The 20720-nt window shown below is 62.5% G+C and carries 19 protein-coding genes and 1 tRNA gene; 17 read left to right on the forward strand and 3 right to left on the reverse strand.

From position 1 onward, the window contains the following. The 10 genes from nuoH (at nt 1) to AC1DYJ_RS10830 (ending at nt 10333) form a co-directional block, all read left to right on the forward strand. Nucleotides 1-1044 carry an NADH-quinone oxidoreductase subunit NuoH gene (nuoH, locus tag AC1DYJ_RS10785; RefSeq protein ID WP_477280623.1) on the forward strand — a complete coding sequence of 348 codons (1044 nt, stop codon included), beginning with the start codon at nt 1-3 and terminating at the stop codon, nt 1042-1044. Next, nucleotides 1044-1535: an NADH-quinone oxidoreductase subunit NuoI gene (nuoI, locus tag AC1DYJ_RS10790; protein WP_023690956.1), complete on the forward strand. Its 492-nt coding sequence runs from the start codon at nt 1044-1046 to the stop codon at nt 1533-1535. The genes nuoH and nuoI overlap by 1 nt, the downstream gene beginning before the upstream one ends. 124 nt (nt 1536-1659) lie before the next feature. Further along, nucleotides 1660-2280 carry an NADH-quinone oxidoreductase subunit J gene (locus tag AC1DYJ_RS10795; protein ID WP_477280626.1) on the forward strand — a complete coding sequence of 207 codons (621 nt, stop codon included), beginning with the start codon at nt 1660-1662 and terminating at the stop codon, nt 2278-2280. Nucleotides 2281-2282: 2 nt separating this feature from the next. Further along, complete coding sequence (locus AC1DYJ_RS10800; RefSeq protein WP_477280628.1) at nt 2283-2543, forward strand: hypothetical protein; 261 nt, start codon at nt 2283-2285, stop codon at nt 2541-2543. Nucleotides 2544-2550: 7 nt separating this feature from the next. Beyond that, on the forward strand, nt 2551-2859 hold the full coding sequence (gene nuoK, locus AC1DYJ_RS10805; RefSeq protein ID WP_023670810.1) for an NADH-quinone oxidoreductase subunit NuoK: 309 nt from the start codon (nt 2551-2553) through the stop codon (nt 2857-2859). A gap of 10 nt (nt 2860-2869) precedes the next feature. Next, entirely contained in the window at nt 2870-4843 is a 1974-nt protein-coding gene (gene nuoL / locus AC1DYJ_RS10810; protein ID WP_477280630.1) for an NADH-quinone oxidoreductase subunit L, read from the forward strand. Then, nucleotides 4843-6348, forward strand: coding sequence for an NADH-quinone oxidoreductase subunit M (locus AC1DYJ_RS10815; RefSeq protein ID WP_477280632.1), 1506 nt, complete (start codon nt 4843-4845; stop codon nt 6346-6348). Before nuoL ends, AC1DYJ_RS10815 begins: the two co-directional genes overlap by 1 nt. Before the next feature lie 18 nt (nt 6349-6366). Beyond that, a complete protein-coding gene (gene nuoN / locus AC1DYJ_RS10820; RefSeq protein WP_477280634.1) occupies nt 6367-7803 on the forward strand; it encodes an NADH-quinone oxidoreductase subunit NuoN in 1437 nt (478 codons plus the stop codon). A 5-nt stretch (nt 7804-7808) separates the two neighbouring features. After that, nucleotides 7809-8630 (forward strand): biotin--[acetyl-CoA-carboxylase] ligase, encoded by an 822-nt coding sequence (locus tag AC1DYJ_RS10825; RefSeq protein ID WP_477280635.1) that lies wholly within the window; start codon nt 7809-7811, stop codon nt 8628-8630. A 32-nt stretch (nt 8631-8662) separates the two neighbouring features. Next, nucleotides 8663-10333, forward strand: a complete 1671-nt coding sequence (locus AC1DYJ_RS10830; protein ID WP_477280637.1) for a ribonuclease J — start codon at nt 8663-8665, stop codon at nt 10331-10333. A gap of 21 nt (nt 10334-10354) precedes the next feature. Here AC1DYJ_RS10830 and AC1DYJ_RS10835 read toward each other — a convergent pair whose 3' ends face one another. Beyond that, nucleotides 10355-11197 carry an MBL fold metallo-hydrolase gene (locus AC1DYJ_RS10835; RefSeq protein WP_477280639.1) on the reverse strand — a complete coding sequence of 281 codons (843 nt, stop codon included), beginning with the start codon at nt 11195-11197 and terminating at the stop codon, nt 10355-10357. A gap of 133 nt (nt 11198-11330) precedes the next feature. On the opposite strand from AC1DYJ_RS10835, the gene mce reads away from it, so the two are divergent. From mce to AC1DYJ_RS10865, 6 genes are all read left to right on the forward strand, one after another. Beyond that, a complete protein-coding gene (gene mce / locus AC1DYJ_RS10840) occupies nt 11331-11735 on the forward strand; it encodes a methylmalonyl-CoA epimerase (RefSeq protein WP_477280641.1) in 405 nt (134 codons plus the stop codon). After that, complete coding sequence (locus tag AC1DYJ_RS10845) at nt 11732-12016, forward strand: DUF1467 family protein (protein WP_454577556.1); 285 nt, start codon at nt 11732-11734, stop codon at nt 12014-12016. Before mce ends, AC1DYJ_RS10845 begins: the two co-directional genes overlap by 4 nt. A gap of 730 nt (nt 12017-12746) precedes the next feature. After that, complete coding sequence (proS, locus tag AC1DYJ_RS10850; protein ID WP_477280643.1) at nt 12747-14075, forward strand: proline--tRNA ligase; 1329 nt, start codon at nt 12747-12749, stop codon at nt 14073-14075. Next, entirely contained in the window at nt 14072-15388 is a 1317-nt protein-coding gene (locus AC1DYJ_RS10855; RefSeq protein ID WP_477280645.1) for a lipoprotein-releasing ABC transporter permease subunit, read from the forward strand. The genes proS and AC1DYJ_RS10855 overlap by 4 nt, the downstream gene beginning before the upstream one ends. Next, entirely contained in the window at nt 15385-16068 is a 684-nt protein-coding gene (locus tag AC1DYJ_RS10860) for an ABC transporter ATP-binding protein (RefSeq protein ID WP_112565145.1), read from the forward strand. Before AC1DYJ_RS10855 ends, AC1DYJ_RS10860 begins: the two co-directional genes overlap by 4 nt. Nucleotides 16069-16669: 601 nt before the next feature. Further along, nucleotides 16670-17920, forward strand: coding sequence for a site-2 protease family protein (locus AC1DYJ_RS10865; RefSeq protein ID WP_477280647.1), 1251 nt, complete (start codon nt 16670-16672; stop codon nt 17918-17920). Between the two features lie 158 nt (nt 17921-18078). On the opposite strand, the gene lipB is transcribed toward AC1DYJ_RS10865, so the two are convergent. Continuing rightward, nucleotides 18079-18822: a lipoyl(octanoyl) transferase LipB gene (gene lipB / locus AC1DYJ_RS10870; RefSeq protein WP_477280649.1), complete on the reverse strand. Its 744-nt coding sequence runs from the start codon at nt 18820-18822 to the stop codon at nt 18079-18081. A gap of 356 nt (nt 18823-19178) precedes the next feature. Here lipB and AC1DYJ_RS10875 point away from each other — a divergent pair. Beyond that, nucleotides 19179-19263 (forward strand) — tRNA-Leu (locus AC1DYJ_RS10875). Nucleotides 19264-19437: 174 nt separating this feature from the next. On the opposite strand, the gene AC1DYJ_RS10880 is transcribed toward AC1DYJ_RS10875, so the two are convergent. Next, nucleotides 19438-20517: a sensor histidine kinase gene (locus AC1DYJ_RS10880; RefSeq protein ID WP_477280651.1), complete on the reverse strand. Its 1080-nt coding sequence runs from the start codon at nt 20515-20517 to the stop codon at nt 19438-19440. Between the last annotated feature and the right edge of the window lie 203 nt (nt 20518-20720).

Consider the following 20720-nt stretch of genomic DNA (forward strand, 5'->3'; position numbering starts at 1 on the left):
ATGGACACTTTCTTCTCCTTCTACGTGCTGCCGGCGCTGATCATCATTTTGAAGTCGGTCGTGTTGATCGTCGTTTTGCTGATCGGGGTCGCCTATCTGCTTTACGCCGACCGCAAGATCTGGGCGGCGGTGCAGCTGCGCCGCGGCCCGAACGTCGTCGGACCCTGGGGCACGCTGCAGGCTTTCGCCGACCTGTTGAAGTTCGTCTTCAAGGAGCCGGTGATTCCGTCCGGTGCCAACAAGGGCGTCTTCCTGCTGGCGCCGCTGGTGTCCGCGGTTCTCGCGATCTCGGCCTGGGCGGTCATTCCGGTCAATGCCGGGTGGGCGATCGCCAACGTCAATGTCGGCATCCTCTACGTCTTCGCCATCTCCTCGCTCGAGGTCTATGGCGTGATCATGGGCGGCTGGGCGTCCAACTCGAAATATCCGTTCCTCGGCGCGCTGCGCTCGGCCGCGCAGATGGTGTCCTACGAAGTCTCGATCGGCTTCGTCATCGTCACCGTGCTGCTGTGCGTCGGTTCGCTCAACCTCACCGACATCGTCATGTCGCAGCAGGACGGGCTGGGCACCAAGCTCGGTCTGCCCAACAGCTTCCTCGACTGGCACTGGCTGGCGCTGTTCCCGATGTTCGTCATCTTTTTCATCTCGGCGCTGGCCGAGACGAACCGCCCGCCTTTCGACCTGGTGGAAGCCGAGTCCGAGCTCGTCGCCGGCCATATGGTCGAATATTCCTCGACGCCGTTCCTGCTGTTCTTCCTCGGTGAATATGTCGCCGTGGTGATGATGTGCGCGCTCGCCACCATCCTGTTCCTCGGCGGATGGCTGCCGCCCTTCGACTTCGCGCCCTTCACCTGGGTGCCCGGCGTGATCTGGTTCGTGCTCAAGATCTGCCTGATGTTCTTCATGTTCTCGATGGTGAAGGCCTTCGTGCCGCGCTACCGCTACGACCAGCTGATGCGCCTTGGCTGGAAAGTCTTCCTGCCAATCTCGCTGGCGATGGTCGTGATCGTCGCTGCCTTCCTCAAGATCACGGGGTTTGCGTGATGTCCGCTCTCGGCCAAGCCGCCAAATCGCTGCTGCTGCAGGATTTCGTCAGCGCCTTCTTCCTGTCGATGCGCCAGTTCTTCGCGCCGAAGGAGACGATCAACTACCCGCACGAGAAGGGGCCGACCAGCCCGCGCTTCCGCGGCGAGCATGCGCTGCGCCGCTATCCCAATGGCGAAGAGCGCTGCATTGCCTGCAAGCTCTGCGAAGCGATCTGCCCGGCACAGGCGATCACCATCGAGGCCGGCCCGCGCCGCAATGACGGCACGCGCCGCACGGTGCGCTACGACATCGACATGGTGAAGTGCATCTATTGCGGCTTTTGCCAGGAAGCCTGCCCGGTCGACGCCATCGTCGAGGGGCCGAATTTCGAATTCGCGACGGAGACGCGCGAGGAGCTTTACTACGACAAGGACAGGCTGCTGGCGAATGGCGACCGGTGGGAGCGCGAACTGGCGCGCAACATCTCGCTGGACTCGCCCTATCGCTGACATTTGACGCATGGACGGGGCGAGGGGCCTCGTCTAAGGACAACGCAACTTGCCGGCCGGAGGCGGTCGCAAACATCGAACAGGACGGATGTCCTGTTTCGGACAGGAACCCGGGGGATCCCCAATGCTGAGTGGACTAGAGGCGGCCTTTTTCTACCTCTTCGCCTTTGTCGCGGTGGCGTCGGCCTTCATGGTCATTTCGTCGCGTAACCCCGTGCATTCCGTGCTGTTCCTGATCCTGACCTTCTTCAATGCCGCCGGCCTGTTCATGCTGACGGGCGCCGAGTTCCTGGCGATGATCCTGCTCGTCGTCTATGTCGGCGCGGTCATGGTGCTGTTCCTGTTCGTCGTCATGATGCTCGATGTCGACTTCGCCGAGATGAAGGAAGGCGCCCTGCAATATGCACCGATCGGCGCGCTGGTCGGGCTGATCCTGGCGGCGGAGCTGATCATCGTGCTCGGCGGCTACACCTTCGCGCCGCAGCTGGCGTCGACGGTGTCGAAACCGATCCCGGATCTCGCCGCGCGAACGAATACGGCTGCGCTCGGCGACATCCTCTATACCGACTACCTCTACTACTTCCAGATTTCGGGCCTCGTTCTGCTGGTCGCCATGATCGGCGCTATCGTCTTGACGCTGCGCCACAAGGAAGGGGTCAAGCGGCAGTCGATCGCTGCCCAGGTCGGCCGCACGCCGGCGACGGGCATGGAAATCCGCAAGGTCAAGTCGGGCGAGGGGCTCTGACGATGTTCGACCGTTTGAAGAAGAAATACTGGGGCGAGGAGCTTTCCTCCTGGTCGGTTGCTTCGGCTAAAAAGGCGTCGGTATTTGTCTGGAATCGCGATGGAAGTTTGACGCTCAACATCAAGAGCGAAAACTTTTCATACGTTCAGGCGCCAGGCCGGAATGATGCAACACTTACCTTCGAGCCTTCTGCGATAGACAGCCTGTTGGACGCCATCGCATCTGCGCGTTCAATGATTCAACAAATGCCCGGAAAGGTTTGATCTGGCCATGGTCGTCGGCATCGCACATTACCTGACCGTATCGGCAATCCTGTTCACGCTCGGCGTGTTCGGCATCTTCCTGAACCGCCGCAACATCATCGTCATCCTGATGTCGATCGAGCTGATCCTCTTGGCGGTCAACATCAATTTCGTCGCCTTCTCGGCGGCATTGGGCGATCTCGTCGGACAGGTGTTTGCGCTGTTCGTGCTGACGGTCGCGGCCGCCGAAGCGGCCATCGGTCTTGCCATTCTCGTCGTCTTCTTCCGCAACCGCGGCTCGATCGCGGTCGAAGACGTGAACCAGATGAAGGGTTGACGGGGCTAACATGTATCAAGCGATCGTCTTCCTTCCGCTGCTCGGCTTCCTGATCGTCGGCCTGTTCGGCAATTCGCTCGGCGCCAAGGCATCGGAATACATCACCTCGGGCTTCCTGGTGATCTCGGCCGTGCTGTCCTGGGTCGCCTTCTTCTCCGTCGGTTTCGGCGAGGGCGAAGTGTTCACCGTGCCGGTGCTGCGCTGGATCCAGTCCGGCGGGCTCGACGCCTCCTGGGCGCTCAGGATCGACACGCTGACCGTGGTCATGCTGGTCGTGGTCAACACCGTGTCGGCGCTGGTTCACATCTATTCGATCGGCTACATGCACCACGACCCGAACCGGCCGCGCTTCTTTGCCTATCTGTCGCTGTTCACCTTCGCCATGCTGATGCTGGTGACGGCCGACAATCTGGTGCAGATGTTCTTCGGCTGGGAGGGCGTGGGTCTCGCCTCCTATCTGCTGATCGGCTTCTGGTACAAGAAGCCGTCGGCCAATGCGGCCGCGATCAAAGCCTTCGTCGTCAACCGCGTCGGCGATTTCGGCTTCGCGCTCGGCATTTTCGGAGTCTTCGTGCTGTTCGGCTCGGTCAATCTCGGCACCATCTTCGCCAATGCTGCGACGTTCATTCCGGCCGAAGGCGCTGAGCACGGTGCTGCCGTTCTCACCTTCCTTGGCTATGCGCTCGACAAGCACGCAGCCATGACCATCGTCTGCCTGCTCCTGTTCATGGGCGCCATGGGCAAGTCGGCGCAGGTGCCGCTGCACACCTGGCTGCCGGACGCCATGGAAGGCCCAACGCCGGTCTCGGCGCTCATCCATGCCGCCACCATGGTGACGGCCGGCGTGTTCATGCTGGCGCGCCTGTCGCCGCTGTTCGAGCTGTCGCATTCGGCGCTGACGGTGGTAACCTTCATCGGCGCCTTCACCGCTTTCTTCGCAGCGACAGTCGGCCTGGTGCAGAACGACATCAAGCGCGTCATCGCCTATTCGACCTGCTCGCAGCTTGGCTACATGTTCGTCGCGCTCGGCGTCGGCGCCTATGGCGCGGCGATCTTCCACCTGTTCACGCACGCCTTCTTCAAGGCGCTGCTGTTCCTCGGTTCGGGCTCGGTCATCCATGCCGTCTCCGACGAGCAGGACATGCGCAAGATGGGTGGCCTGCGGAAGCTCATTCCGAAGACCTACTGGATGATGGTGATCGGCACGCTGGCGCTGACCGGCGTCGGCATTCCGGTGACCGTCATCGGCACCGCGGGCTTCTTCTCCAAGGATGCCATCATCGAGGCTGCCTTTGCCGGGCACAATTCGGTCGCCGGCCTCGCCTTCATCCTGCTGGTCATCGCCGCCTGCTTCACCTCGTTCTATTCCTGGCGGCTGATCTTCATGACCTTCCACGGCGAGCCGCGGGCGAGCCATGACGTCATGCACCATGTCCATGAATCGCCGCCGGTGATGCTGGTGCCGCTGTTCATCCTGGCCGCCGGTGCACTGTTTGCCGGCGTGATCTTCCATGGCGCCTTCATCGGCGAAGGCTATGCCGAGTTCTGGAAGGCGTCGCTGTTCACGCTGCCGGACAACCACATCCTGCACGATATCCACGAATTGCCGCTGTGGGTCGAGCTGGCGCCGTTCGTCGCCATGGTCATTGGCTTTGCCGTCGCCTGGAAGTTCTACATACGCTCGCCGGAACTGCCCCGGAGCGTCGCCGCCAACCATCGCCTGCTCTACGCCTTCCTGCTCAACAAGTGGTATTTCGACGAGCTCTACGACGTCCTGTTCGTGCGGCCTGCAAAGGCGCTCGGCCGGTTCCTGTGGAAGACCGGCGACGGCACCATCATTGACGGGCTCGGTCCGGACGGCATTTCGGCGCGCGTCGTCGACGTCACCAACCGCGTCGTCAAGCTGCAGACCGGCTACCTCTATCACTATGCCTTCGCCATGCTGATCGGTGTGGCCGCACTCGTCACCTGGATGATGCTCTGATGACCGCCTGGCCAATCCTCTCGCTGGTCACCTTCCTGCCGCTGGTTGGTGTGCTGCTGATCCTGTTCATCAATGATGACGGTGAAAACGCACGCCGCAACATCCGCGCCATCGCGTTCACAACGACGGCGGCCACCTTCATCATCTCGCTGTTCATCTGGACCGGCTTCGACAACTCGCAGGCCGGCTTCCAGTTCGTCGAGAAATACGCCTGGCTGGATTCGGGCATTTCCTACCATATGGGCGTCGACGGCATTTCGATGCTGTTCGTCATCCTGACGACGTTCCTGATGCCGCTCTGCATCCTGGCGTCGTGGGAAGCGATCGACAAGCGCGTCAAGGCTTACATGATCGCCTTCCTGCTGCTGGAAACGTTGATGATCGGCGTGTTCTGCGCGCTCGACATCGTGCTGTTCTACGTCTTCTTCGAAGCCGGCCTGATCCCGATGTTCATCATCATCGGCGTCTGGGGCGGCAAGCGCCGGGTCTATGCCTCGTTCAAGTTCTTCCTCTATACGCTCGCCGGCTCGGTGCTGATGCTACTCGCCATCATGGCGATGTTCTTCCAGTCCGGCACCACCGACATCCCGACGCTGTTGACGCACAATTTCCCAGCCAGCATGCAGACATGGCTATGGCTCGCCTTCTTCGCCTCCTTCGCGGTGAAGATGCCGATGTGGCCGGTGCACACATGGCTGCCCGACGCGCACGTCGAGGCGCCGACGGCGGGCTCGGTGATCCTGGCCGCTATCCTGTTGAAAATGGGCGGGTACGGCTTCCTGCGTTTCTCGCTGCCGATGTTCCCGCTGGCGTCGGAAATGTTTGCGCCGCTGGTGTTCACGCTGTCGGTCGTCGCCATCATCTACACCTCGCTGGTGGCGCTGATGCAGGAGGACATGAAGAAGCTGATCGCCTATTCCTCCGTCGCCCATATGGGCTTCGTCACCATGGGCATCTTCGCCATGAACCAGGAAGGCGTGCAGGGCGCGATCTTCCAGATGCTGTCGCACGGCCTCGTCTCGGGCGCGCTGTTCCTGTGCGTCGGCGTCATCTACGACCGCATGCACACGCGCGAGATCGACGCCTATGGCGGCCTGGTCAACAACATGCCGAAATACGCCACCGTGTTCCTGATCTTCACCATGGCCAATGTCGGTCTGCCCGGGACCTCAGGCTTCATCGGTGAGTTCCTGACCATGCTCGGCGTGTTCAAGGTCAACACCTGGGTGGCGTTCTTCGCCGCCACCGGCGTCATCCTGTCGGCGGCCTACGCGCTCTGGCTCTATCGCCGGGTGATCTTCGGCGCGCTGACCAAGGAAAGCCTGAAGGGCCTGCTCGATCTCTCGACCCGCGAGAAGGCGATCATTTACCCGCTGGTCGTGCTGGTCATCTTCTTCGGCGTCTATCCCGCTCCCGTCTTCGATGCCACGGCCCAGTCGGTCAAGGCGCTCGTCACCAATGTCACCGCATCCATCGGCGCCGCGCAGACCGCGGCGGCGAACTGACCAGAGGTTTTGCGAATCATGACGCCGGACCTTTATTCCAGCCTTTCGCTCTCGACGCCGGAGCTGATCCTCGCTATCGGCGCGCTGGCGCTGTTGATGGTCGGCGCCTATTCGCGCGCCAACACCGTCAACCTGGTGACCGGCCTTGCCGTCGCCGTGCTGGTGATCGCCGGCCTATGGCTGATCTCCTCCTCCGGGCAGGGCGCAGCGTACGGCAATGCCTTCATCCAGGATCCGTTCTCCCGCTTCATGAAGGTGCTGTCGCTGATCGGTTCGGCGGTGACGCTGGTGATGTCGATGCGCTTTGCCAAGCAAGAGCATTTCGACAAGTTCGAATACCCGGTGCTGATCCTGCTCTGCACGCTCGGCATGATGCTGATGATCTCGGCCAACGGCATGATCGGGCTCTATCTCGGCCTCGAACTGCAGTCGCTGGCGATCTACGTGCTGGCGGCGATCAACCGCGACAATCTGCGTTCGACCGAAGCCGGCCTGAAGTATTTTGTGCTGGGCGCGCTGTCGTCGGGCATGCTGCTCTACGGCATCAGCCTGGTCTACGGCTATACCGGCAATGTCGGCTTCCAGGAAATCGCTTCGGCTCTTGGCAGCGGCGAGCGGCAGCTTGGCCTCGTGGTCGGCCTGGTCTTCGTGCTGGCCGGCCTTGCCTTCAAGATCTCGGCGGTGCCGTTCCATATGTGGACGCCTGACGTTTACGAGGGCGCACCGACACCGGTGACCGCCTTCCTGGCGGCAGCCCCCAAGATGGCGGCGATGGCGCTGATCGTGCGCGTCACCATGGGCGCCTTCAAGCCGATCGCTTCCGACTGGCAGCAGATCATCGTCTTCATCTCGATCGCCTCGATGGCGCTCGGCGCCTTTGCGGCAATAGGCCAGACCAACATCAAGCGGCTGATGGCGTACTCCTCGATCGGCCATATGGGCTATGCGCTGGTCGGCCTTGCCGCCAACAACCAGGCTGGCGTGCGCGGCGTCGCCATCTACATGCTGATCTATCTGGTGATGACGCTCGGCACCTTCGCCTTCATCCTCGCCATGCGGCGCAAGGAAGGCAATGTCGAGCAGATCAGCGATCTCGCCGGTCTGTCGTCGACCAACCCGATCATGGCGACGATCCTGACCATCCTGATGTTCTCGCTGGCCGGCATCCCGCCGCTCGCCGGCTTCTGGGGGAAGTGGTACGTCTTCCTCGCCGCCATCAACGCCAACCTCTACGCGCTGGCGATCATCGGCGTGCTGGCCTCGGTGGTGGGCGCCTATTACTATCTGCGCATCATCAAGATTATGTGGTTCGATGAACCGGCTGGCGGCTTCGTGCCGATGGCCAGCGAACTGCGCCTCGTGCTCGGCGTCTCCGGCGCCTTCGTGCTGTTCTACGTGCTGATCGGCGGTCCGATCGCGACCTACGCCGAAGCCGCCGCCAAGACATTTTTCTGAGCGGGATGGCATTTCGGCTGGCTCCAACCTCTGAGACGGAAGGGTTCCGGCTCGAGGCCCATGACAGTATCGGCTCCACCAACACGGTGGCGCTGGACCATGCCAAGGCAGGCGACCCCGGCAAATTGTGGGTCGTTTCCAAAAAGCAGGAAAGCGGGCGAGGCCGGCGGGGCCGTGCCTGGGTATCGCCCGAAGGCAATTTGGCCGCGACTTTGCTCGTCATCACCGGCGGTGAACTTCGCCTTGCCGCGACGCTCGGCTTCGTTGCCGGCCTGTCGCTGGCCGATGCGCTCGATGCCGTGGTGCCGAAAGGCCGGATCTCGGTCGGCCTCGATGGCGCCAGCCATGGCAACAACCGTTTCGAGCTGAAATGGCCGAATGACGTGCTGGCCTCCGGCGCCAAGCTCGCCGGCATCCTCCTGGAATCGGCCATTCTCGACGGCGGTCGCTTCGCGGTGGCGGTCGGCATCGGCGTCAATGTGGTGGCGCATCCCACCGATATGCCGTATCCGGCGACATCGCTGCAGGCGCTAGGTGCTGCATGCGATGCCGAAACGCTGTTTCTGGCGCTGTCGGATGCGTGGAGCGATAATGCCCGGCTGTGGGATGAAGGGCGCGGGCTCGACGCCATCCGGCGGCGCTGGCTGGCGCGGGCGGCAGGGCTCGGCGGCGAGGTTGCTGTCAGGATTGACGGGAATGTGGTGCGCGGTACCTTCGAGACCATTGACGCGGACTGCCGTTTCGTGATCCGCGATGATGAGGGGTCGGTTGTGACGGTAGCTGCTGGCGACGTGCATTTCGGCGCGGTCGCGTCGGCAAAGGTTTAGGGGCTGGCCCGAGGGCCGGGAAGGGAAGATTGATGGCGAAAGCGCAAAACGCCGAACTCGTCTTCGTGCCGCTCGGCGGCGTCGGCGAGATCGGCATGAACTTCGCCCTTTACGGCTATGGGCCGCCCAGTGCGCGCGAATGGATCGTCGTCGATGTCGGCGTCACCTTTCCCGACGCGGCGCATCCGGGCGTCGACCTGATCCTGCCCGATACGCGCTTCATCGAGGAAAACCTCGCCAATCTGCGCGGCATCATCATCACCCATGCGCATGAAGACCACTACGGTGCGCTGCTCGACACCTGGCCGAAGCTGAAGGCGCCGGTGTGGATGACGCCGTTCAGCGCCGGCCTGCTGGACGCCAAGCGCCAGGGCGAACAGGGCGCGCCGAAAATTCCGGTGACGATCTACCGGGCGGGCGAAAAATTCACCGTCGGGCCGTTCGAGATCGAGGCCATTCCGGTGGCGCACTCGATTCCCGAGCCGATGTCGCTGGCGATCACCTCGCCGGTCGGCACCGTCATTCATACCGGCGACTGGAAGATCGATCCGGAGCCGACGATCGGCCCGAAAACCGACGAGGCGCGTTTCCGCGCCTATGGCGACAAGGGCGTGCTGGCGCTGGTCTGCGATTCAACGAATGCGCTCAGGGAAGGCGAATCGCCGTCGGAAGTGGCGGTTGGCGAGGGCCTGAGGGGCGTCATCCAGAGCGCCGTCGGTCGCGTCGCCGTCACCACCTTCTCTTCCAATGTCGGTCGTATCGTCTCGATCGCCAGGGCGGCGCGCGATGCCGGCCGCCAGTGTCTGGTGCTGGGACGCTCGCTGAAGCGGGTCATCGATGTCGCCGGTGAACTCGGCTACATGGACGGCCTGCCCGAGTTCATCGCCGAAGAGGATTTCGGCTTCATCCCGCGCGAGAACCTGGTCATCATCTGCACCGGCAGCCAGGGCGAGCCGCTGGCGGCGCTGGCGAAACTGTCGCGCGACGAGATGAAGTCGGTGTCGCTGACGGCAGGTGACACGGTGGTGTTTTCCTCGCGCACCATTCCCGGCAACGAGAAGGCGATCCTTGAGATCAAGAACCGCCTCATCGATCTCGGCATCAAGATCATCGAGGATGGCGACGCGCTGGTGCATGTCTCCGGCCATCCGCGCCGCAGCGAACTGCGCAGGATGTATGAGTGGGTGCGCCCGCAGATCGGCGTTCCCGTGCATGGCGAGGCAGCCCACCTAGTGGCGCAGGGGTCGCTGATGTCGACCTCCGGCATCGGCCAGGTGGCGCAGGTGCGCGACGGCGACATGCTGCGGCTGGCGCCCGGTCCGGCCACAATCATCGACCAGGTGCCGTTCGGCCGCATCTACAAGGACGGCAGGCTGATCGGCACCGACCAGGCGATGGGCATACGCGACCGGCGCAAACTCTCCTTTGCCGGCCATGTCGCGGTCAATGTCGTGCTCGACGACAAGTACGAGCTGGCCGGCGATCCCGACCTGGTCGCCATCGGCGTCGCCGAAGCCGATGCCCGTGGCGAGAACATGGAAGATCTGATGCTCGACGCGGCGGTCGGCGCGGTGGACTCGATCCCGCGCCAGCGCCGCAAGGACCTCGATCTGGTGCAGGAAGCGGTGCGGCGCGCCGTGCGGGGTGCGGCCAATGAAGCCTGGGGCAAGAAGCCGCTGGTGACGGTGTTCGTCACCCGCTAGGGCGAAGCCAATCGCCAGACTTCAGATGGTGGCGGGGCGCCAGCGAAACGTTCCGTCCACCCGCTCGACGTGCCCGAGGCCTGGGAACGGCATGTGATAGCCGGCGACCAGCAGCCGGTGGTCGGCGGCCATGTTCAGCAGGCGCTTGCGGGTCTCGACGGCCTGCTCCTTCTCGTCGTCGAGGTCGGCATGCCACTCAGGCCGCTGGATCGACACGACAGAGTGCAGGAAAGCGTCCGACCAGACGAGCAATTGCTGTCCGTCGCTTTCGATGTGGAACGCCAGCAATCCCGGAGAATGGCCGGCAGCGTCGATGGCGGTGATGCCTGGCACGACCTCGTCTCCGGGCGCTACGAATGTTGAGCGGCCGGCAAGGCCGGCGCAGACACGCAGGAACAGATCGCGGTTGCTCAGCCTGGCTTCGCGCACCGTATCGGCCTCGGTCCAGAAGACGAATTCTGCCGCACCGAAGACGTAGCGCGCCCGGCTGAAGACGGCTTCGCCGTTGCGGACGAGGCCGCCAATATGGTCGGGGTGGCCATGCGTGATGACCACCAAATCGATGTCGGCGGGTTCGATCCCAAGGTTCTGCAAACATTGCAGCAGCGAACTGTCCTCGTCGCCGAATCCCGTGTCGAACAGGATCTTTTCGGCACCGGTGTCGACCAGCGTCGGGATGAAGCAATGCTCGTACCGGTTGGGGTCGATGAAGTTCGACATGGCGAGTTCCCGCACCGCGCCCGGCGACTGCCCGGGGGCGAAGGCAGCCGCGAGATTGTCTCTGGCATCCACGGCGTCGAGCAGGGCGGCAACCCTGAACGAGCCAAGATCGAAGCTGAAAACGCGGGAGCGGGCATCGGACATTGCCGTTTGTACTTCGCCGACATCGATTGGAACAGGCCGGCGGTTCACCGAAGTGCGACCTTGCGCGCCTCGGCAAAGGCTATTGATGTCGGCCGATTTGCCGTAAGACGCCAGCATAGAAGCTGGAGGTTTCATGCTGGGACGCCTGAACCATGTCGCGCTTGCCGTGCCGGATCTGGCCGCGGCAATCACCGCCTATCGCGATACGCTTGGCGCGAAGGTCACCGCGCCACAGGCGCTGCCGGAGCATGGCGTGACAGTGGTGTTCGTCGATGTCGGCAACACCAAGATCGAACTGTTGGAGCCGCTGGGCGAGGGCTCGCCGATCGCGGCCTTCCTGGAGAAGAACCCCTCGGGCGGCATGCATCACGTCTGCTATGAGGTCGACGATATTCTTGCCGCGCGCGATCATCTCAAGGCGAGCGGCGCGCGTGTGCTGGGCGACGGCAATCCCAAAACCGGCGCCCACGGCAAGCCGGTGCTCTTCCTGCATCCCAAGGATTTCTTCGGCACGCTGGTCGAACTGGAGCAGGCATGAGCTGGATTTCGTTTGCCGCGCTGTTCTTCATCACCTGGTGGCTGATGCTTTTCATCGTGCTGCCGTTTTCCGTGCACACGCAGGATGACGATCACGACGTGACGCTCGGCACGGTTGCCAGCGCCCCGCGCGGGCCGCATATGCTGCGCGCCGTGATCCGCACCACCATCGTCACGGCGGTCGTCATGGGCATTTTCTACGGGCTGACGCACGGGCTGGGTTACAGCCTCGACGAAGTCCCGCACATCATCCCCGAAGCCAGCCAGGCACCGGCTAACTAAACCTTTTCCGCGGATAGATCGGGCAAGGTGTTTGTGCCTGTTTTCGGAGCACAAAACTCAGGTTTTGTCGCAGCAACCAGCGATGCGCAATTCGCGCCCAGGCAAGGCCCAGCCGCAGTAGAATCACGACCCGGCATCAGGCCGGTGCAAGCTCATGTGATTTGGGAACAGGTTGATCTAACCAGATGATTGGGCAAAAAAAATGCAAGGCACAAGGCCTTGCAATTTAAACGCGTTCCGATCTGTTTTCCGGTTTCCGGCGGCAGCGGGTAACCGCGCCTAGATCGCATCCTCCCAAGACTTTGACCGCGTAGGAGAGCAGATTTTTCTCTACCCTCTCGGTTATCGGGGCACACTAGCCTAACCCTGATGAAATTGTCACGCAGAATTTTGCCCGCAAACGGGCAATCCTGTGCTGCACTGCACAATAGTACAGCAGGCTTTGCTTGCGAAACGAACAACAGCGGGGTTGCCGCAATAATCTGGCCAGGTGTGCCGTGTCGCTCAGACGCGCAAAGCGTGTGTCAGCACTTTGCAGCCATGCCCGGCACTTTGCGCCCAAGCTTTACCGCTTTCGGTTCCAAGATCTTTGGAAGAAGAATCGATTTTTGCGATTTCGGGCCGATAAGGCGGGTCGGGTTTCCATTCCGTCACGAAATAGCTATGAAGCCGGGGCAAGCAAGCCAGCCGCGCCGATTCCGGTGCAGCCTCCTCTCTCACGGACCTGTCCATGCGTTTGTCGCAGTTTTTCCTGCCCATCCTGAAAGAAAATCCGCGCGAGGCCGAGATCGTCTCGCACCGGCTGATGCTGCGTGCCGGCATGATCCGCCAGCAGGGGCAGGGCAGCTTTTCCTGGCTGCCGCTGGGCAAGCTGGTGCTGGACAAGGTCTGCCGCATCATCCGCGAGGAACAGAACCGCGCCGGCGCGCTGGAAATCCTGATGCCGACCATCCAGTCGGCCGATCTGTGGCGCGAAAGCGGCCGCTATGACGACTACGGCAAGGAGATGCTGCGCATCAAGGACCGGCAGGACCGCGATATGCTCTACGGCCCGACCAATGAGGAAGTGGTCACCGAGATCGTGCGCGCCTACGTCAAGTCCTACAAGGATTTGCCGCTCAATCTCTACCACATCCAGTGGAAATTCCGCGACGAGGTGCGGCCGCGCTTCGGCGTCATGCGCTCACGCGAATTCCTGATGAAGGATGCGTACTCCTTCGACCTCGATTTCGAGGGCGCCAAGGCGGCCTATAACAGGATGTTCGTCTCCTATCTCAGGACCTTTACGCGCATGGGGCTGCAGGCCATTCCGATGCGGGCCGACACCGGGCCGATCGGCGGCGACCTCAGCCACGAATTCATCATCCTGGCCGACACTGGCGAGAGCCAGGTCTATTGCGATCGCGCGTATCTGTCGCTCCAGGTGCCCGGCGAAAACACCGACTTTGCCAAGGACGGCGAGATCGCCGACATCGTCAAGACGTGGACGACGCCTTACGCCGCCACCGACGAGATGCATGACGAGGCGGCCTGGGACAAGCTCGGCGAAGCCGACCGGGTCTCGGCGCGGGGCATCGAGGTCGGCCACATCTTCCATTTCGGCGACAAATATTCGAAGCCCATGGGCGCCAAGGTGACCGGGCCCGACGGCAAGGATCATTTCGTCTCCGGCGGCTCCTACGGCATCGGTCCGTCGCGCCTGGTGGCGGCGATCATCGAGGCCAGCCATGACGACAACGGCATTATCTGGCCGGAAGCGGTGACACCGTTCGACATCGGCCTGATCAACATGAAGGTGGGCGACGCCGACTGCGACCACGTCTGCAACGAGCTCTATGCTGCCTTCACCGGCGCCGGCAAGGATGTGCTTTACGACGACACCGACCAGCGGCCGGGCGGCAAGTTCGCCACCGCCGACCTGATCGGCCTGCCCTGGCAAGTGATCGTCGGGCCGCGCGGCGTCGCCGCCGGCGAGATCGAGATCAAGAACCGCCGGACCGGCGAGCGCGAGACGCTGCCGGTCGCGGAGGCCAAGAAACGCTTCGGTGCAACCGCATGAGCGAAGCCACGGCAGCGAAGCCTTCGGTCGCCAAGTCGCCGGTCGCCAAGTCTCCGGTCGCTGGCCCGTTTTCCATGTTCGAGCGCATGGTCGCCTGGCGCTATTTGCGCTCGCGCCGCAAGGAGACGGTGATCTCGGTCATCGCCTCGATCTCCTTCCTCGGCATTATGCTGGGCGTCGCCACACTCATCGTCGTCATGGCGGTAATGAACGGGTTCCGCGCTGAGCTTCTGACCCGCATCCTCGGCGTCAACGGCCACCTGATCGTGCAGCCGCTGGATTCGCCGCTTGAGGACTATGCGCAGGTCGCCGCCCGCATCAACGGCGTGGCCGGCGTCAAATACGCCATTCCGCTGATCGACGGCCAGGTGCTGGCGCAAGGCAATGTCGGCGGCGGCATGGGTGCGCTGGTGCGCGGCATACGCGCCGAAGACCTCGGCAAGATCGCCATTGTCGCCCAAAACGTCAAACAAGGCACGCTTGACGGCTTCGATTCCGGCGAGGGCGTCGCCATCGGCAAGCGCATGGCCGAAAATCTCGGCCTCGTGCTTGGCGACACCATCACGCTGATCTCGCCCGATGGCGATGTGACGCCGATGGGCACGACGCCGCGGCTGAAGGGCTACAAGGTGGCGGCGATCTTCGAAGTCGGCATGTCGGAGTATGACAGCTCCATCGTCTACATGCCGTTTTCCGAAGCGCAGCTCTATTTCAACATGGACGGCAGGGCGCAGACGATCGAGATCTATGTCGACAATCCCGACAATGTCGACGCGCTGAAACCGCTGGTCGATGCGGCCGCACAACGGCCGATCGACATGGTCGACTGGCGCCAGCGCAACGAGACGTTTTTCTCCGCGCTGCAGGTCGAGCGCAACGTCATGTTCATGATCCTGACGCTGATCGTGCTGGTGGCGGCGCTCAATATCATTTCCGGCCTGATCATGCTGGTGAAGGACAAGGGCCACGACATCGCCATCCTGCGCACGATGGGCGCCTCGCGCGGCGCCATCCTGCGCATCTTCCTGATGACGGGGGCTGCGATCGGCGTCACCGGCACGCTCGCCGGCGTGCTGCTGGGCGTACTCATCTGCACCAACATCGAATCCATCCGCCAGTTCTTCTCCTGGATGACCGGCAAGGTGCTGTTCAATCCGGAGCTCTATTTCCTCAGCCAGCTGCCGGCAAAGATGGACCCGCGCGAGACGACCTACGTCATCCTGATGGCGCTCGGCCTGTCCTTCCTGGCGACGGTGTTTCCGGCATGGCGGGCCGCCCGTCTCGATCCGGTCGAGGCCTTGAGATACGAATGAAGTCCGAGATCATTATCGAGCTGAAGAGCGTCGAGCGGCACTATGTCCAGGGGCCGCGCAAGCTCACCATTCTGAACGGCGCCGATTTTTCGCTGAAGCGCGGCGAGATGGTGGCGCTGGTTGCGCCGTCCGGCACCGGCAAGTCGACGCTCTTGCACACCGCGGGCTTGCTCGAGCGTCCCGACGCCGGCGACGTCATCTTGGCCGGCCGCGCCTGCGGACGGCTGTCCGACGACGAACGCACCGCGATCCGCCGCAACGATGTCGGCTTCGTCTATCAGTTCCATCATTTGCTGCCGGAGTTTTCGGCGCTCGAAAACATCATGATGCCGCAGCTGATCAAGGGGCTGTCGCGCAAGGAAGCGTCGGAGCGGGCGGCGCAGCTGCTCGACTATATGCAGATCGGCAAGCGCGCGTCGCACCGGCCGTCCGAACTGTCGGGTGGTGAACAGCAGCGCGTCGCCATTGCCCGTGCGGTCGCCAATGCGCCCTTGCTGCTGCTCGCCGACGAGCCGACCGGCAATCTCGATCCCGTCACCGCGTCCTACGTGTTTGAGGCGCTCGGCGCGCTGGTCAGGCAGTCCGGCCTTGCCGCGCTGATCGCCACCCACAATCACGAGCTCGCCTCGCGCATGGACCGGCGGGTGACGTTGCACGAGGGTAAGGTCGTCCCGCTTTAGCCTCTCATTTCGTCATCCTAGGGCGAAGCTCCGCGAAGCGGAGCGCAGACCCTAGGATCCATGCCGTTACGTTCGATACGGATGCAGCGGTCGAGGACAAGCGCCTCTGCCGGAGTGATAATTCTGCACTGCGGCATCGCCTCTAAAACGCGGCATGGATCCTAGGGTCTGCGCGCGTCGCTGCGCTCCTTGCTCCGCCCTAGGATGACGAAGCGATGGGCGTCTGGCCAATCGCAAAGGCATGCGATTTTCTCGCGCAGCGCCGTCCGTCACCTCATCAACCTTTCCTTAACCCTGCCCAAACCGGCTGTCAGGATTCGTCGGCATGCCGCTTTCCGATCGTTGACATTCGAACAAAATTAGAACAAATTATGAACATAGCAACAACAGGAGAGAGTTATGAGCGATCTTGTTCAGGACGTCGTTTCGTTGGTGTGTATGAGTGCGTTTCTCATTTCCATGGCGGTCTGGATCGGCGCCATGTGATCAGTCTGCGGTTCGCCGCAGTGTTTTAGGGCGGGCAGGAGGGCGTTATGCCGTTAAGCCTTTCTTGCCGCCATGACGCTAGGGTACGCTTCCAAGACAGGGAGCAAACACCTAGGTGTCACCGATCATCACGGCCCTTCTCGTGGCCGGCAATCTCGGACTGATTTTCCTTTTGATGACCGCGCCGCTCGGTTTGCGCACGGTGAAGCTCAGCCGCGTGGTTGCCATGGACCGGCAGCGCCTCTGGCAGGCGCTGTGGCCGCTCGGCAGCGATGCCGGCTGGTCCGGCGAGATACTCTCGGCAGAGCCGCTGGACGGGCAAGGCACGGCCCGGATCATGCTGTCCTGGGAAGGCCGCGACGGCCAGCCGATCGAGCGCAGGTCGCGCTTCGAAGACGTCGTCGAAGGCAGTCGTTTTTCGATGCGCGTGATCGAGGATACCGCGCTCGACACTTCGTTCTGGAAGGACTTTTACGAGACCACCGAACTTATCCCGGAAGGCGAGGGCACGCGGGTGACGCTCAGCCAGACCGACCGCTATCGCGGCATCGCCTTCCTGGTCTTCCGCTACTTCGCCATGCGCCGCGAGCTTGGCAAGCTGCAGGTCTGGGCGAAGACCGGAGAGTATCGAAAAGGCGGCTGGTTCGAGCATCCGCTGAGCCAGGTCGGCTTCGCCATTCTGTCGGCCTTCATCCTGTGGCCGTTCTTCGGGCTCAATCTCGGTGGTTTCGCGCTGGCCGCGATCCTGACCTCCGTCGTCGCCCTGCATGAGCTCGGCCATATGGCGGCCTTCCGGCTGACCGGGCATCGCAAGGCGCGGATGATCTTCATCCCGCTGCTCGGCGGCATCGCCATTGGCGGGCGGCCCTATGACAGCCGCTTCGAGGTCGCTTTCGTGGCGCTGATGGGCGCTGGCTTTTCCGCGTTCCTGGTGCCGTTGCTGATCGTCACCAGCGGCTTCGCGTCCAGCGAGGGGCATCGGCTGGCCGCAGCCCTTCTGGCGACGCTTGCCGGCTTTGCAGCTTTGTTCAACATCGCCAATCTGGTGCCGGTGTGGAAGTTCGACGGCGGCCAGGTGCTGCGCCAGATCTGCCCGGGGCCGATCGCGCTGGCGCTGGCTTCCTTCTCCCTGCTCTCGGCCTTGCTGGCGATCGGCTGGCTGGCCGGCTTTTCCCAAAGCTTTCTGCTGGTGGCGGGCGCCGTCTTTGCCATCCTCAGCCTGCTGACCATGGGCAGCGGAGTAAAACCGCGCCACGAGTTGAAGCCGATCCGCACCTTCGACCGTTTCGCCATGGCCGGCGCGCTGCTGGCGGTGTTCGCCATCCACGGTTACGGGCTGCTATGGGCCTCGGCGAAACTGCTCTAGGATGCGTCGATATTCAGGTGAGGCCGGTCTGCAAATAGTGGCTTCCTGCACTTCCGGTGCTCACGTACCCAAAAGTACGCTCCGCTCCGGTTCTCGGAAGCCACCATTTTCGACTCGGCCTGACCTGAATCTCAACGCATCCTAAGTCGGATCAAAGGTCAGCCGGCCTTGCGCGCCGGTTCGGCAGAAATAGCCTTGGCCGCCCCAAAAACATCCTCGAAGGCGGATTTCAGCGCCAGGTCGAAATCGGCCATGGTCACCGGCAGGCCGAGATCGACAAGGCTGGTGACGCCGTGGTCCGGCACGCCGCACGGGACGATGCCGCTGAAGTGGCCGAGATCCGGTTCGACATTGACGGCGATGCCGTGAAAGCTCACCCAGCGCCGCAGCCGGATGCCGATGGCCGCGATCTTGTCCTCGGCTGGCGAACCGTCGGGCAGGGCAGGGCGATCGGGCCGCACCACCCAGACGCCGACGCGGTCCTCGCGGCGTTCGCCGCGCACGTTGAAGGCGGCGAGCGTGCCGATGATCCATTGTTCCAGCGCGGCGACGAAGGCGCGCACATCCTCGCGCCGGCGTTTCAGGTCAAGCATCACATAGGCAACGCGCTGACCCGGTCCATGATAGGTGTATTCGCCGCCGCGTCCGGCGGCAAAGACCGGAAAACGGTCAGGGTCGATCAGGTCCTCGACGCGGGCGCTGGTGCCGGCGGTGTAAAGCGGCGGGTGCTCAACCAGCCAGACCAGCTCAGCGGCGGCACCCGTGCGGATCGCGTCGGCGCGTGCTTCCATCAGGGCCAGCGCATCGGCATAGCCTGTGAGGCCGGGCTCGATGCGCCATTCGACCGGCGCTGAGCCGGGCAAGGGCAGGAACGACGTGGCAATCTGGCTGCGTTCGGTCATGGCTTTTCGTTTTTCGCTGGATCAAGATGACGTTTCGTTGAATCGTCATCTTGATCCGTCTGTTTGTTGGAGCGTGATCTCTGGACAAAACGGTTCCCGTTTGTCCGTGAAAACCGGTTCCCACTTTTCGGGATCACACTCCAATGCACGCCGGCTTCCAAAACCGCCTCAGGCCTGGGCCGGAATGCATTTGCCCTTCATATGGCGGTATCCAGCCGAAACGTCCAGTTCGCCATGCATTTCGGCCTTCCCGACCGTTATGCCAATTCCCCGCGATTATTGCGCACCGCGCCCTTGTTTCGCCGGAAACGATTTGCTACACGCCGCGAGCCGGTTCGTTCCGGCTCCTACCACGGGCGGTCGTGGCGGAATTGGTAGACGCGCAGCGTTGAGGTCGCTGTGGGGCAACCCGTGGAAGTTCGAGTCTTCTCGACCGCACCAACTCTCGATCCGTCGTGATCGGGATCGCCTAAATCCAGAGCCCGAACCCAGATCAGGTCTCGACGTCCTGCTGTATCGTGAAGCCGAGCAGACGCCCGGGCGCTCTTGCGCACCCCGTGAGGACGGCCCCCCGATGGCGCTAAGCCTCGGTCTGCGCGGAATGCGTTGCGCCAGTCAGTCCGTTGCCGCTGATCGCTTGAACACGATGGTGACCTTGGTCCCCTCGCTGGCATTTGACTTGACGTCAAATTGCGCCTTGGCATTTTCAGTCAGCGACCGCGCGATCAGCGCGCCGAGCTTGCCGGGCTTGGGCCAGGTCTCGCCCTTCGGCAGACCGATCCCATCATCCGCGACAGTCACCCGGCAGCCGTCGCCGCTGACGACGCTATGCAGCGTAATCGTGCCGCCCTCGCGCCCGATGAAGGCATGCTTGAGGGAATTGGTCAGCAACTCATTGACGACCAACCCCGTCGGCATGGCGACGTTGATGGATACCGGATACGTATCCACTTTGAGGTCGAGGCGGATACCTTCGACTGCATGCGACGCCATGACGGCGGACGCGATTTGGCTGAGATATACGCCGAGATCCACCTCATCCTTCTGCTCGTCAGCCGACAATGTCTGGTAGAGGATTGCCAATGCGTCTACCCGGCCGGCGAGCCTTTCGAAGCGCTTCTGGTCCGGTTCGGTCGCGTTGCGGGTTTCCAGGCGGATCAAAGCGGTGATCATCTGCAGATTGTTTTTCACCCGGTGCTGCAGTTCGCGCAACAGGGTGTCCTTCTCCCGGATTTGCTCCTCCACGGGCCGCGCGTCCTCGGTCTCGCCGTGTGCGGTGACATCGACAAGCGCCACCAACCGGAAGCAGAGCTTGCCGTTATCGTCCTCGATGACGTTGGAATAAACGTCGACAATTGCCGGCTTGTCCTCGCCGCGCTCAAGACGAAATGTGCCGACGAAATCGGTGTCTTCAACAATAGCCTCGGCGAGCGCCCTGTCCTTCTGCTGATGAAGGCCCCTGCCGGAGAGGGCAGCCCAGTTTTCCCGCGCAAGCTTCGCTGCCTTGAGGTCCGAGAGCTTCTCGAATTCGGGATTGGCGTAGACGACACGCTCCTTTGCGATCAATTCCGATACGGCAATCGCGATCGGCATCTGGTCGAGGAACTTCTTGAACTGTTCGCTTTCCAATGCGGTGGCAAGGTCAGGCGTATCGAGCAGTTGCTCGACAGCGTCAGCCTTTTCGGAGTCTGTCATCTGCGGGGCCGCCTTTGCGTGAAAGCGATCAGTATCAGTCATGCACTTCACCCGCTATCTCCAATCTCGAAGGGGATGCGACAACCGCCCGCAGCTTCGAGAACGAGCTTGAGCAGAAGTCATTTTTCCTCGAGCCGCCGAACTTTGAAACACCTTTTCTATGGAATTTGTAGAATTACGGTTTGAATATGATCTCGGTACTG

This window comes from Mesorhizobium sp. P2_B11, assembly GCF_056404855.1.

What these genes read in the sequence shown, in the direction of transcription:
- nuoH (WP_477280623.1), top strand. Translation starts at nt 1, where the DNA reads ATGGACACTTTCTTCTCCTTCTACGTGCTGCCGGCGCTGATCATCATT.
- nuoI (WP_023690956.1), top strand. Translation starts at nt 1,044, where the DNA reads ATGTCCGCTCTCGGCCAAGCCGCCAAATCGCTGCTGCTGCAGGATTTC.
- AC1DYJ_RS10795 (WP_477280626.1), top strand. Translation starts at nt 1,660, where the DNA reads ATGCTGAGTGGACTAGAGGCGGCCTTTTTCTACCTCTTCGCCTTTGTC.
- AC1DYJ_RS10800 (WP_477280628.1), top strand. Translation starts at nt 2,283, where the DNA reads ATGTTCGACCGTTTGAAGAAGAAATACTGGGGCGAGGAGCTTTCCTCC.
- nuoK (WP_023670810.1), top strand. Translation starts at nt 2,551, where the DNA reads ATGGTCGTCGGCATCGCACATTACCTGACCGTATCGGCAATCCTGTTC.
- nuoL (WP_477280630.1), top strand. Translation starts at nt 2,870, where the DNA reads ATGTATCAAGCGATCGTCTTCCTTCCGCTGCTCGGCTTCCTGATCGTC.
- AC1DYJ_RS10815 (WP_477280632.1), top strand. Translation starts at nt 4,843, where the DNA reads ATGACCGCCTGGCCAATCCTCTCGCTGGTCACCTTCCTGCCGCTGGTT.
- nuoN (WP_477280634.1), top strand. Translation starts at nt 6,367, where the DNA reads ATGACGCCGGACCTTTATTCCAGCCTTTCGCTCTCGACGCCGGAGCTG.
- AC1DYJ_RS10825 (WP_477280635.1), top strand. Translation starts at nt 7,809, where the DNA reads ATGGCATTTCGGCTGGCTCCAACCTCTGAGACGGAAGGGTTCCGGCTC.
- AC1DYJ_RS10830 (WP_477280637.1), top strand. Translation starts at nt 8,663, where the DNA reads ATGGCGAAAGCGCAAAACGCCGAACTCGTCTTCGTGCCGCTCGGCGGC.
- AC1DYJ_RS10835 (WP_477280639.1), bottom strand. Translation starts at nt 11,197, where the DNA reads ATGTCCGATGCCCGCTCCCGCGTTTTCAGCTTCGATCTTGGCTCGTTC.
- mce (WP_477280641.1), top strand. Translation starts at nt 11,331, where the DNA reads ATGCTGGGACGCCTGAACCATGTCGCGCTTGCCGTGCCGGATCTGGCC.
- AC1DYJ_RS10845 (WP_454577556.1), top strand. Translation starts at nt 11,732, where the DNA reads ATGAGCTGGATTTCGTTTGCCGCGCTGTTCTTCATCACCTGGTGGCTG.
- proS (WP_477280643.1), top strand. Translation starts at nt 12,747, where the DNA reads ATGCGTTTGTCGCAGTTTTTCCTGCCCATCCTGAAAGAAAATCCGCGC.
- AC1DYJ_RS10855 (WP_477280645.1), top strand. Translation starts at nt 14,072, where the DNA reads ATGAGCGAAGCCACGGCAGCGAAGCCTTCGGTCGCCAAGTCGCCGGTC.
- AC1DYJ_RS10860 (WP_112565145.1), top strand. Translation starts at nt 15,385, where the DNA reads ATGAAGTCCGAGATCATTATCGAGCTGAAGAGCGTCGAGCGGCACTAT.
- lipB (WP_477280649.1), bottom strand. Translation starts at nt 18,822, where the DNA reads ATGACCGAACGCAGCCAGATTGCCACGTCGTTCCTGCCCTTGCCCGGC.
- AC1DYJ_RS10880 (WP_477280651.1), bottom strand. Translation starts at nt 20,517, where the DNA reads ATGACAGACTCCGAAAAGGCTGACGCTGTCGAGCAACTGCTCGATACG.